The sequence below is a fragment of the Bradyrhizobium sp. LMG 9283 genome (assembly GCF_045571415.1).
Lineage (GTDB): Bacteria > Pseudomonadota > Alphaproteobacteria > Rhizobiales > Xanthobacteraceae > Bradyrhizobium.
In genome coordinates, this window is the sequence record NZ_CP120691.1 from 4050629 (window position 1) to 4063062 (window position 12434).

General features: G+C 63.8%; 11 protein-coding genes. 9 read left to right on the forward strand and 2 right to left on the reverse strand.

Annotation, left to right across the window (positions count from 1 at the left end):
- Positions 1–196 precede the first annotated feature (196 nt).
- The gene (locus tag P6U29_RS19110; protein ID WP_407118971.1) at positions 197–2341 is read left to right on the forward strand and encodes a DNA/RNA non-specific endonuclease; all 2145 of its coding nucleotides are present in this window, start codon (positions 197–199) and stop codon (positions 2339–2341) included.
- A gap of 119 nt (positions 2342–2460) precedes the next feature.
- Here the strand turns inward: P6U29_RS19110 and P6U29_RS19115 are convergent, their stop codons facing one another.
- Both P6U29_RS19115 and P6U29_RS19120 read right to left on the reverse strand, forming a co-directional pair.
- Complete coding sequence (locus P6U29_RS19115; RefSeq protein ID WP_407118972.1) at positions 2461–3396, reverse strand: cyclase family protein; 936 nt, start codon at positions 3394–3396, stop codon at positions 2461–2463.
- A 190-nt stretch (positions 3397–3586) separates the two neighbouring features.
- Positions 3587–4477, reverse strand: coding sequence for a LysR substrate-binding domain-containing protein (locus P6U29_RS19120; RefSeq protein WP_407118973.1), 891 nt, complete (start codon positions 4475–4477; stop codon positions 3587–3589).
- Positions 4478–4574: 97 nt separating this feature from the next.
- Between P6U29_RS19120 and P6U29_RS19125 the strand changes: the two genes are divergently transcribed.
- From P6U29_RS19125 to P6U29_RS19160, 8 genes are all read left to right on the forward strand, one after another.
- Positions 4575–5552, forward strand: coding sequence for an NAD(P)H-dependent flavin oxidoreductase (locus P6U29_RS19125; RefSeq protein ID WP_407118974.1), 978 nt, complete (start codon positions 4575–4577; stop codon positions 5550–5552).
- Between the two features lie 53 nt (positions 5553–5605).
- Positions 5606–6682, forward strand: coding sequence for an NAD(P)H-dependent flavin oxidoreductase (locus P6U29_RS19130; RefSeq protein ID WP_407118975.1), 1077 nt, complete (start codon positions 5606–5608; stop codon positions 6680–6682).
- Between the two features lie 77 nt (positions 6683–6759).
- A complete protein-coding gene (gene gatC / locus P6U29_RS19135) occupies positions 6760–7047 on the forward strand; it encodes an Asp-tRNA(Asn)/Glu-tRNA(Gln) amidotransferase subunit GatC (protein WP_007611211.1) in 288 nt (95 codons plus the stop codon).
- A 21-nt stretch (positions 7048–7068) separates the two neighbouring features.
- The gene (locus tag P6U29_RS19140; protein WP_027547180.1) at positions 7069–7281 is read left to right on the forward strand and encodes a hypothetical protein; all 213 of its coding nucleotides are present in this window, start codon (positions 7069–7071) and stop codon (positions 7279–7281) included.
- On the forward strand, positions 7278–8753 hold the full coding sequence (gene gatA / locus P6U29_RS19145) for an Asp-tRNA(Asn)/Glu-tRNA(Gln) amidotransferase subunit GatA (RefSeq protein WP_407118976.1): 1476 nt from the start codon (positions 7278–7280) through the stop codon (positions 8751–8753). The genes P6U29_RS19140 and gatA overlap by 4 nt, the downstream gene beginning before the upstream one ends.
- Entirely contained in the window at positions 8744–9046 is a 303-nt protein-coding gene (locus P6U29_RS19150) for a hypothetical protein (protein ID WP_407118977.1), read from the forward strand. The genes gatA and P6U29_RS19150 overlap by 10 nt, the downstream gene beginning before the upstream one ends.
- On the forward strand, positions 9043–10521 hold the full coding sequence (gene gatB, locus P6U29_RS19155; protein WP_407118978.1) for an Asp-tRNA(Asn)/Glu-tRNA(Gln) amidotransferase subunit GatB: 1479 nt from the start codon (positions 9043–9045) through the stop codon (positions 10519–10521). Before P6U29_RS19150 ends, gatB begins: the two co-directional genes overlap by 4 nt.
- A gap of 1545 nt (positions 10522–12066) precedes the next feature.
- A complete protein-coding gene (locus P6U29_RS19160) occupies positions 12067–12333 on the forward strand; it encodes a hypothetical protein (protein ID WP_407118979.1) in 267 nt (88 codons plus the stop codon).
- The last annotated feature ends 101 nt before the right edge of the window (positions 12334–12434 follow it).

A 12434-nucleotide genomic window follows, 5' to 3' on the forward strand; every position in this document is an offset into this window, starting at 1 on the left:
GAACGTGCCCCGATTTCGAGACGATCGGCCGCAATCGGCGGTCCGAACCGCGCTGCAACCTTGGCGCAGATTTTTCAGGCGCCGACCATGTCCAATATTCGCCAAGTATTTTGAGAGGTCATGATGCTCATCAAGCCAAGCCTGATCGCGGGCTCAGAAAAGGCGATTCAAGCAAGCCGAGTTCTCACCCGATGTCTTGAACCGAAAATTGGGCGACGGCCCGATCGAGCTGAGCGCTGAAAAGATACGCCAGCGCCAGCGCCAGCTCCTGGCCGAGACGCAGGACGTGCAAGCGGCCGAGATCGGCCTGGAGCGGATCCTCCGGGGCAATGATCTCGACAGCATCAACTATCTCGCCAAGGGGACGGCCGCCTCGCGCTCGGTCTGCCGTATTCAGCTCAGGGATATCAAGTCGAACCTGCTCGGCTATGGCTCGGGCTTTCTGATCGGGCCCGGCCTGCTGCTGACGAACCATCATGTCTTCGGCAAGCCGGCCGACGCAGTCAATTCGGTCGCCGATTTCAATTACGAATTGGACGTTTCAGGACAGGAGCGTGTGCCGGTGCGGTTCGGATTCGAGCCGGGGAAATTCTTCTACACCAATGACAGGCTGGATTTCTCGGTCGTTGCGGTGGCGCCGACCTCGCTGTCAGGCCACGAGGAGCTCGAGGATTGGGGATGGCTGCCGCTGAGCGGCGCGCCCGGCAAGGCAGACCCGGGCGAGTATCTCACCATCATCCAGCATCCCAGCGGGCAGATGAAGCAGGTCTGCGTCCGCGAGAACAAGCTGCTCAAATATGTCGGCGACTTCCTCTGGTACAACACCGACACGACCGCGGGGTCGTCAGGGTCGCCGGCGTTCAACCGCTTTTGGCAGGTGGTCGCGCTGCACCACAGTGGCGTTCCCCGGAAGGATGGGCAGGGCCGCACCCTGACCAAGGACGGCAAGGTGTGGAAGCCGTCGATGGACGAATCCTCGATCGACTGGATCGCCAACGAAGGCATCCGGATCAGCGCGATCGTCGCCGATCTCAAGGTTGCCGTTGGTTCTCATCCCTTGATCAGGCCGGTGCTCGACGAGGAGGAGCCGCCGATCCGGGACGAGGTCGCGAAAGTCCGGCCGCCGGCGGCAGCGCCTGCTTTCGGTGCCAATGCCTGGGTCGAGCAATCGCTTGACGGGACCTCGCTCGTGGTTCCGATCCGCGTGCCACTGCCGATGTTCAGGACGGAAATTCCGATGCCTCCGCTCGCGCCCGTGCAGGGCCCGGCGGGAGGTAACGGAGGAGCACCGAACGGAGGTATGCAGAACGGCGGCAAGCCGTTGATCGCCCCACCGGCGGGCTTGTTGCCCAACATCAGTGCGAAGAACGGCCTGCCGATGGAGGCCGTGCATATCGATCAGAGCACGTTGAAATCGCGTCCCGGATACAAGGCGAATTTCCTAGGCACAGGCAAGTTCTCGGTGCCGTTGCCGAAGATTCCGGCCGCTCTCAAGTCCCGGATCGCGATGCTGAAGGGAAGCTCCAAGCAGTCCGAGCTGAAATACTTCAACTACAGCGTCGTCATGAACAAGGCGCGCCGGCTCGCCTTCTTCAGTTGTGTCAATATCGACGGCGGCAAGCAGCAGGACGTCGGCAAGCGGGAAGGTGATTCCTGGCTGCGCGATCCGCGCATCGACGACGATGCCCAGATCGGCGATGAGTTCTACCGCAAGCAGGCCACTTTTGAGGCGGACCGCAGCAAGAATCCGTTCGACCGCGGTCATCTCGTGCGCCGCCTCGATGCGACCTGGGGCGACACCGTCGCCGCGGCCAAGCAGCATGGCGACGATTCCTTCCATTTCACCAATTGCTCGCCGCAATTTTTCTCGTTCAATCAGGGCAAGCAGCTCTGGGCAGGACTGGAGGACTACACGCGCGATGTCCTGCTCGAAGGCGAGGAGAAGGGCATCGTCATGAACGGTCCGGTGCTCGACGGACCGGATGCCGATGAATCCGATCTGCCAAATCCCGCCGGCCGGCCTCACAAGGATCCGAGCTTCGGCGGGGTTCAAATTCCGAAATATTTCTGGAAGATCTTGATCCGACGCGACGAAGACGCTCTCAAGGCGGCGGCATTCCTGATGAGCCAGCGAAAGCAGGTCATGGAGATCGACCGTATCCACGAGGCGGATCTGCTCGAGCGGATGTCCGAGGAGGACGTCAGCGTCTTCCAGGTCTCGATCGCGGATCTGACGAAATTGACCAAGCTCGATTTCGGCAATCTCGCCGACGCGGACTCGCACGAGGCGACCTCGGTTGGCCCGCGGCGGATCGAATCCTATGAGGATATTCGGATCTGAAGAGCGGGGCTGTTCGCGGCCAGCGAACCGACCCGGCGTTCGGGTGAGGGGAGCAGTGTACTCTCTGGAGACACTGCAACACCCTCACCCGGGCTGTTGCGACGGAAGCGTGTGGGATGTCAGCGGATCGCGATCGGGTTGATCATCGCCTGCACGCCGCCGGTCCAGCGCGGCTGTCCCAGCACGAACAGGAATTCGTAGCCCTTGTCTCTGGCGAGCGCGGCGGTGTCCATGTTTTCGAGGATGTAGGTCCCGTTCATCGCGAGCAGGATCTGATGCACCTCGAACACGGTCTTGCCTTCGAACGGCAGCACCTCGAGACCCCAGGTGTCGGCACCGACTGCGACGACGCCCTTGCCGGTGAGGTACTTCGCACCTTCGACGCCGAGACCTGGCTCGCCGGCCGAGTAACGCTTGTCGTCCTTGCCGATCAGGCTGAGCCAGCCGGTGTGGAAGATGACGACGTCGCCCTGGCGAATCTCGACGTTCTGCTGCTTGGCGGCTTCCTCGATCTCCTTGACGTTGAAGGCGGTGCCTTCCTTCACCACGTCGGTCTTGAAATAGGCGGCCATGTCGAGCAGCACGCCGCGCGTGACCATGGGTGGCACCTTCTCGATGCCGAGCTTCTTCAGCCCGTTGGGATCGGCGAAATCGGCGAGCTTGTTGCCGTTATAATAGACGTGCTCGATGCCGAGATGGCCGAGCCCGTCGAGCTGGCTGCCGATGCCGACCCAGGTGTCGAGGATGTCGTCGTTATAGGTGGCCTTGTTCGGACCGAGACCCGGGCTGCCGGCCTGTCCGGGCTGCACGATGGTGAGCTTGAAGGTGCGCGGCGGATAAGCGGGCGTCTGCGGCGTGACGGGAATGCCAAGGGCATAGGTCTTACCGGTCTTCACCAGCGACGCCGCCTTCACCACCAGCTCGGGCGTCATGTAATTGGCGGCACCGATCTCATCGCTCGGCCCCCATTTCGATTTGGTCCAGTCCTGGGCATTTGCCGTGCCTGTTATCGCCGACAACGCAGCGACGCAGCACAACACAAGCGTATTGCGCATCGATAGTCCTCCCGATGTTTTCTGCCGATGTTTGGCTTCGTTATGGTTTCGCGCTGGCTAGTCAGTCATCCTAACGTAGAATGATCGCCGGCTTCAAAGCTTTTTGATGTGCTGCGCTGCGAGGGCAGAACGCAACGTGGAAACGCGATGGATTTGTGACGAATTTCGCGGAGTGGAACGCTTCGTCGCGTCAGGCTGCGATGACGTCGTCATCTTTCTTCAGGCAGTCGGCAAAGCCGCTCAGCGCGCTGTATTGATGTCCGGCGCGGCGCTGAATGAAGAGTGTCTCGACGCGTGCATGCGACGGGCTCAGCGTATGGATCGACACGCTGCCGTGCATCGCACTGCGTTCCACGACGGCGCGCGGCAGCAGCGTCACGCCCATGTCGGCGGCGACGCAGCCGATCATGCCGTCGAGCGTGCCGAGCTCGAAGCGCGCCGCCGACGGCCAGCCGAACTCGACGAACACCTGCTCGAGCCGCTGACGGTAGGTGCAGCCGGTGCGGAACACCAGTGCGGTCGGGCCGGACTCTGACGTGCCGGCGCGCAGCTCGGCCAGCGAAGCCCAGCGTCGTGCGCTGACCAGCACCAGCTCCTCGCGGAAGGCGCTCGTCGCGCTGAGGTCGTCATGCGTGATGGGTCCCGCGACGAAGGCGCCGTCGAGCGTGCCGTCGAGCACGCCAGTGACGAGGTCGACGGTCGGCGCGGTGCGCAGGGATAGGCGCACGGCAGGAAAGCGGCGATGGAAATCCGCCAGCAGCGGCGGCAGGCGCACCGCCGCCGTGGTCTCCATCGAGCCGATCGCGAGCGGTCCCTTCGGCTCGCCGTCGTCACGCGCAGCGAGCAAGGCTTCGCGCGACAGCGCCGCCATCTTTTGCGCGTAGGGGAGGAGGCGCTTGCCGGCGCCGGTCAGCGTCATGCCGCGGCTGTGGCGCTCGAACAGCGGCGTGCCGATCTCCGCCTCCAGCGCCTTCACGCGCTGGGTGACGTTCGATTGCACGGTATTGAGCTCTTCGGCGGCGCGGGTGATGCCGCCGGTGCGGGCGACGGCGGCGAAGGTCTTGATGTCGCTGAGTTCCATAGCGCCGTTCCGCTTTTGAGATGGCAGCATTCGCAACAATTCATTTTTCGAGAATGCTAGTCGCGTCTAGTCTCGCTGTCCAGATCGGGGAGGAGCCATGCCCATTGCGACGTCGCTGACCACGCTGCTGGGGATCGAGCATCCGATCTTGCTGGCGCCGATGGACATCATCGCCGGCAGCCGGCTGGTCTCGGCCGTGAGCCGTGCCGGCGGCTTCGGCATTCTCGGCGGCGGCTATGGCGAGCGGACCTGGCTGGAGCAGGAGACGGCGAAGCTCGCCGGTCTGCGTGCGCCGTTCGGCATCGGCTTCATCACATGGAGCCTCGCCAAGCGGCCCGAGCTGCTCGATGTGGCGCTCGCTGCAAAGCCCTCCGCGATCATGCTGTCTTTCGGCAATCCCGCGCCGTTCGCACCGAAGATCAAGTCGGCCGGCGCCCGCCTGATCTGCCAGGTGCAGGACGAAGCGATGGCGCGACAGGCGCTCGACGCCGGCGCCGACATCCTGATCGCGCAAGGGACGGAGGCGGGCGGTCATGGTGCTTCACGCACCACCGTCGATCTCGTGCCTGCTATCGTCGATCTTGCGGCCGGCCGCGTGCCTGTCGTCGCCGCCGGCGGTATCGCCGACGGGCGCGGGCTCGCCGCCATGATGATGCTGGGCGCGAGCGGCGTGCTGCTCGGCACGCGCTTCTATGCGAGCCAGGAGGCCGACGGCGCGGAGGAGGCCAAGCGCCGCATCTGCACGGCAAGCAGCGGCTCGACGGTGCGTGGCATCATCTTCGACCTCTCCCGCAACAATGTCTGGCCGGCGCCGTTCACGGGGCGATGCCTAGTCAACGATCATGCCCGGCGCTGGATCGGCCGCGAAGTCGAGCTGATGCAGAATGTCGCCGCAGTCGCGGCGGAGTATGCCACGGCAAGGGCAGCCGGCAATTTCGATGTCGCTGCCGTGATCGCGGGCGAAGCGGTCGGCCTGATCCATGATATTCCGCCGGCGGGGGAGATAGTCGAGCGAATTGTGGTTGAGGCGGAGCAGTTGTTGGAAGGGCGGCGGAATTCGGTGATAGCGGCGTAGACTCTTACCCTCCCCCTCCAGGGAAGGGTAAGGACGAACGAGAGAGACATACCATGTGGCCTGACCGTCGACTGATCGACCTCTTCAAGACCGAATTCCCGATCGTGCTGGCGCCGATGGCCGGCGTGATGGATGCGGAGCTGGTGATTGCCGCTGCGCAAGGCGGGGCGCTCGGCTCGCTGCCCTGTGCGATGATCTCGGCGGAGAAGGCGCGCGAGCAGGTCGGTCTCATCCGCCAGCGTGTGAAGGCGCCGGTCAACATGAACTTCTTCTGCCACACGCCGGTCGAGTTCACGACGGAAGCCGAAGCGCGCTGGAAGCAGCGGCTCGCGAGCTATTACACCGAGCATGGTCTCGATCCCTCGGCGCCGATCAATGCTGCGAACCGCGCACCGTTCGACGCGGCGTTCTGCGAGGTGGTCGAGGAGCTGAAGCCGGAGGTCGTCAGCTTCCATTTCGGCCTGCCGGAGCAAGCGCTGCTGAGGCGCGTCAAGGCGGCCGGCTGCCTCGTCATCTCGTCCGCCACGACGGTGAAGGAAGCGGTCTGGCTGGAAGAGCGCGGCGTCGACGCCGTGATCGCGCAAGGCGCCGAGGCGGGCGGTCATCGCGGCATGTTCCTGACTGACAGAATTGCGGAGCAGCCCGGCACCTTTGCGCTGGTGCCGCAGGTCGTCGATGCCGTGAAGGTGCCGGTGATCGCCTGCGGCGGCATTGCGGACGGGCGCGGCATTGCCGCAGCCTTTGCGCTCGGTGCCTCCGGCGTGCAGATCGGCAGCGCTTATCTGCGCTGTCCGGAATCCAAGGTCAGCGCCGGCGGCCGCAAGGCGCTCGCTGAAGCGCGAGACGATTCCACCGTGATCACCAATGTCATGACCGGCCGTCCGGCGCGCGGCGTGCAGAACCGGCTGATGCGTGAGGCGGGCCCGGTCTCGCCGGATGCGCCGCCGTTCCCCCATGCCGCAACCGCGCTGGGGCTGCTGAGGGCGGCTGCCGAAAAGCAGGGCAGGGTGGATTTCACCAATCTCTGGGCGGGACAGGCAATTGCCCTCGGTCGCGAGGTGCCAGCCGCTGAATTGACCCGGGATCTCGCCAACTCGGCGCTGGCTCGCCTGAAAGCGCTCGCCAGCTAGGCCTCCGGGGCCGGTTGCGGCGCAAAAGCGGCCTCTGCTATACGGCACTTAGGTTTTGCCGTGAGAGGCCTTATATAATGTCCGTCGACGCCGCTACCGTCCGCCGCATCGCGCATCTGGCGCGCATTGCGGTTTCCGAGGGCGAGGTTCCGCATCTGCAGGGCGAGCTCAACGCCATGCTCGCCTTTGTCGAGCAGCTCTCGGAGGTCAATGTCGAGGGTGTGGAGCCGATGACCTCGGTGACCCCGATGCAGATGAAGAAGCGGCAGGACGTGGTCAATGACGGCGAGATCGCCGACGATATCGTTGCCAACGCGCCCGCGACCGAAGGTCACTTCTTCCTGGTGCCCAAGGTCGTCGAGTAATTCAATTCAGGACGCCGTCCGATGTGCCTGCTATGCGACGATGAGAAGGCCTATCAGGCCTACATGAATTATCTCGACAAGATGGAACGGCAGGGCAAGGCTGCCGATCCCAATGTCGCCGTCAATGCCGTGCTCGACGAGATCGAGGCTGCCGCGAAAGCCGCTGCCAAAAAAGACGACCCGGCCAACGACAAGACCCTGTCTCCGTTCTTCTGCAGCCCGATCAATAAATGACCGATTTGACATCGCTGACGCTCGCCGAGGCCCGCAAGGGTCTCGCCGACAAGACTTTCACGTCGCTTGAGCTGACCGACGCGCATCTTTCCGCGATCGAAGCCGCGCGCGTGCTCAACGCCTTCGTGATGGAGACGCCCGACCAGGCGCGCACGATGGCGCGCGAAGCTGACGCCAGGATCGCCATGGGGGACGCCGGCCCGCTCGCCGGCATTCCGCTCGGCATCAAGGACCTGTTCGCGACCAAGGGCGTGCGCACTACGGCGTGCTCGAAAATCCTCGGCAATTTCGTGCCGACGTATGAGTCCACCGTCACCTCGCAGCTCTGGCGCGATGGCGCCGTGATGCTCGGCAAGCTCAACAATGACGAGTTCGCGATGGGCTCGTCGAACGAGACCTCCTGCTTCGGGCCCGTCGGCAATCCCTGGCGGCGCGACGGCAGCAACACCACGCTGGTGCCAGGCGGTTCGTCCGGCGGCTCGGCCTCGGCCGTGGCGGCACTGCTGTGCATGGGCGCGACCGCGACCGATACCGGCGGCTCGATCCGCCAGCCGGCGGCGTTCACCGCGACCGTCGGCATCAAGCCGACCTATGGCCGCTGCTCGCGCTGGGGCATCGTCGCTTTTGCGTCCTCGCTCGACCAGGCCGGTCCGATCGCACGCAGCGTACGCGATGCCGCGATGCTGCTGCGCTCGATGGCAGGCCACGATCCCAAGGACACGACGTCGGTCGATATCGCCGTGCCGGATTACGAGGCGGCGATCGGCAAGTCAGTGAAGGGCATGAAGATCGGCATTCCCCGGGAGTACCGTCTCGACGGCATGCCGGTGGAGATCGAGAAGCTTTGGCAAGCCGGCGCGGACTGGCTGAGGAGCGCCGGCGCCGAGCTCGTGGAGGTGTCGCTGCCGCACACCAAATACGCGCTGCCGGCCTATTACATCGTGGCGCCGGCGGAGGCGTCCTCCAACCTCGCGCGTTATGACGGCGTGCGCTACGGCCTGCGCGAGTCGGCTAAGAACATCATCGAGCTCTACGAGAACACCCGTGCCGAGGGTTTTGGCGCGGAGGTGAAGCGCCGTGTGATGATCGGCACCTATGTGCTCTCCGCAGGCTATTACGACGCCTATTATCTGCGCGCGCAAAAAGTGCGCACGCTGATCAAGAGGGATTTTGAGGACTGCTTCGCCAAGGGCGTAGATGCGATCCTCACCCCGGCGACGCCCTCGGCGGCCTTCGGCATCGGCGAGAAGGGCGGTGCCGATCCGGTCGAGATGTACCTCAACGACATCTTCACGGTGACCGTGAACATGGCGGGCCTGCCCGGCATCGCCGTGCCCGCCGGCAAGGACGCGCAGGGCCTGCCGCTCGGCCTGCAACTGATCGGCCGTCCCTTCGACGAGGAGACGCTGTTCTCGCTCGGCGAGGTGATCGAGCAGGCCGCCGGCCGGTTCACGCCCGCGAGGTGGTGGTGAATGTCGCTGATTTCATCGCGAGCCTCGACGGCGCGGCGCCCGCGCCTAGCCTGAGCGCGCCGCTCGCCGGCCTCTGGTGGGCGGCGAAGGGCGACTGGGACCGCGCGCACAAGATCGTTCAGGACGAAAGCAGCCGTGAGGCCGCCTGGGTGCACGCCTATCTGCACCGCGTCGAAGGCGATCTCGGCAATGCCGGCTACTGGTATGGGCAGGCCGGCCAGCCGACGGCAAAGGATTCATTGGAAGCGGAGTGGGAGCGGATCGCTGCCACGCTGCTTGGGAGCAAGACATGAGCACGGCCACGCACAAACTTCTCAAAGGCGCCACCGGCGATTGGGAGATGGTCATCGGCATGGAGATCCATGCCCAGGTGACGTCGAACGCAAAATTGTTCTCGGGCGCGTCCACCGCATTCGGCGGCGAGCCGAACAGCCATGTGTCGCTGGTCGACGCCGCAATGCCGGGCATGCTGCCTGTGATCAATGAGGAATGCGTCAGGCAGGCTGTCCGGACCGGCCTCGGCCTCAACGCCAAGATCAATCTGCGCTCGGTGTTTGACCGCAAGAACTATTTCTATCCGGACTCGCCGCAGGGCTACCAGATCAGCCAGTACAAATCGCCGGTCGTCGGCGAGGGCGAGGTGCTGGTCGAGCTCGACGGCGGCCGCAGCGTCACGATCGGCATCGAGCGGCTGCATCTGGAGCAGGACGCCGGCAAGTTGCTGCACGATCGGTCACCGACCATGTCCAATGTCGACCTCAACCGCTGCGGCGTCGCGCTGATGGAGATCGTCTCCAAGCCCGATATCCGCGATGCCGAGCAGGCCAAGGCTTATGTGACCAAGCTGCGCTCTATCCTGCGCTATCTCGGCACCTGCGACGGCGACATGGAGAAGGGATCCTTGCGCGCCGACGTCAACGTGTCGGTGCGCAAGCCGGGCGGACCGCTCGGCACCCGCTGCGAGATCAAGAACATGAACTCGATCAACTTCATCGGCCAGGCGATCGAGTACGAGGCGCGACGCCAGATCGAGATCCTCGAGGACGGCGGCGAGATCGAGCAGGAGACGCGGCTCTACGATCCCAACAAGGGCGAGACGCGCTCGATGAGGTCCAAGGAAGAGGCGCACGACTATCGCTACTTCCCCGATCCCGACCTGCTGCCGCTGGAATTCAGCCAGGCGTTCGTCGACGAGCTGAAGGCTGAGCTGCCGGAGCTGCCGGACCAGAAGAAGACGCGCTTCGTCGCCGATTTCGGCCTCTCGGCCTATGATGCAAGCGTGCTCGTCGCCGAGCGCGAGAGCGCGGTGTTCTACGAGACCGTGCTCGACAGGCTTGCCAACCGCGCCCGTGATGGCAAGATGGCGGCGAACTGGGTGATCAACGAGCTGTTCGGCCGTCTCAACAAGGAAGGCCGGGATATTACGGACTCTCCGGTCAATGCCGAGCAGCTCGCTGCGATCATCGATCTGATCGGCGAGGGCACGATCTCGGGCAAGATCGCCAAGGATTTGTTCGAGATCGTCTGGCAGGAAGGCGGCGATCCCCGCGCGCTGGTGGAAAGCCGCGGCATGAAGCAGGTCACCGACCTCTCGGCGATCGAGAAGGTGGTCGACGACATCATCGCGGCCAATCCCGACAAGGCGGCGCAGGTCAAGGACAAGCCGCAGTCGCTCGGCTGGTTCGTGGGCCAGGTGATGAAGGCGTCCGGCGGCAAGGCCAACCCGCAGAGCGTCAACGACCTGCTCAAGTCCAAGCTCGGCGTCTAATCCTCACGCGTTCGAACGAGGTGACGGACACGTTTCGGCACCTCGCTTTCGGCTCTCGGTGCGCCGCTCGCGCGCATCCTCGAACGGCAAACTTCATCCCGATCGACAGCGATGCCGCGACCGAATCGCCGTCACGCGATTCGCCCAAAACGGCGCCTTGCGCACGCTCCGGTGAGCGCTCGCGCCGTTAAGCATGAAAATATTTTCGTTGCCAAAACTCGCGACTCAGAGTCCGCGAAACGCTTTCGCGAGGCGATCGCGCGATTGTCGATGTGCATCGTCGCGTTGATCGCACGCGATGCGCGCGTGCGAAAAAATACTTGCTGCATAGTGTTTTTGTGCAATCGCGTCGTTCGCGAACGGCGACGATGCGATCACTCTGCTCGATCGCAATCGCACGTGATGCGAAGCGCCTGCCTCGCGCCCGCCAAGCGCACGCGCCTTGCTGCGTCAACACTTCTTTAAGCGAGAAGCTGTTTTTTTCTTCGTGTTGGTGTATTCGGGATGAAGTGCATTCGATCCCCGAGTGCACGCAGCGATTAAAGCCATCTCACACATCGGAGGGCAACATGGCCAAGAAAGCGAAGAAGGCGAAGAAGGCGAAGAGCGCAGTGAAGAAGACTGCGAAGAAGACCCGCAAGGTCGCGAAGAAGAAGAAGTAACTTCGCTTCTGAAGTTGCCGGCTCCAGATAGCCGGCACGTCATCAGCGCCTCCTAGAGGTTCTGGTCGACGATAGAGGGTGTCGGCGAGACATCAGGTCAACGGTCGGGCTGTTCTCTTTCGCGGTCCGGCAGAAGAAACGAGTTTTCTTCGTTCGGTGCGGTTCTCCTTCTTGAGGGCTCCGCAATTTCACGACAGGCCTTCGGGCCAATGTGGAATCTGGTCCTGACGTGTTCGCCGACGCCCTCGTTCTCTTGAAGCCGGGGTATTGCCGGCATTCCCTTTCCGACATTGCTGATCTGACTGCGCCGCGTCCGCGCCGCTTCTGTCGTGCTGGCTTGATCGCCTTGCTTAGAGAGGCAGGGCGGGCTGCGACGCGATTGCGCGCCGCTTCTTCACGCGCGGTGCCATCGCGGCTCCGACCGGGCGATCCAGTACACCGCGGCTTCTCGGGGGACGACTGCGGCTTCTGGAAGACTGGGTCACTCGCCTGCCGCCTTCGCCGAAGCTTCGGCGGCCCGAGACCGCATGCCCCGGCGAAGCCTTGGCGTAGCCGGGTCGCGGGTGACGACAGTTGGAGGGAGCAACCACAGGATCCGCGCCTCCGCGCGCAATGGTTATCGTTCTCCCAAAATCCCACGGTAAACCGAATCTGACGAATCGCAGAAGTGCCTGCAAATCAGGGACTTCTCGAATTCCGCGCACCCTGGTCGCACGCTCGCGTTTACGTCTGCTTCATCGCGATACTTAAACTGCCATTCAAATTTGCCCGCCATCATCGCCTCCAACAAGCCGGCAAACGGCGTGGGGATAAGTTGAACAGCTTTTTGGACGGGAGCCGCGCTCGGGGGAACGAGACGGCATAAGAACAAAGGGGATGCGTGATGTTTCAGGGTACTTTCGATCTGGAGACCGCAACGCCGGTCGACGCGAGCGCGCTGTCGGACATTCTGTTCGAGCGCGAGATCTACTGGGCGAGCGGCCGCTCCGGGATCGTCGATCTCGTCGCTGCGCACAAATGGTTCAACCTTGCCGCGTTGAAGGGCCGCAAGGATGCCGTGGCGTTGCGCCAGGAAGTCGCGGGGCAGATGTCGGATACCGAGATCTCGGTCGCGCAGCGCGAGGCGAGGGCCTGGGTCTCCGCGCGCTGAGATGAGAATCGCGTCCGACCCGCATTTTCATGGGTGGGCCCGGTTGCGCTGAATCAAGCTTCCGCGTCGTGCCGCCGCATAAGACCCGACGGAATGGCCGA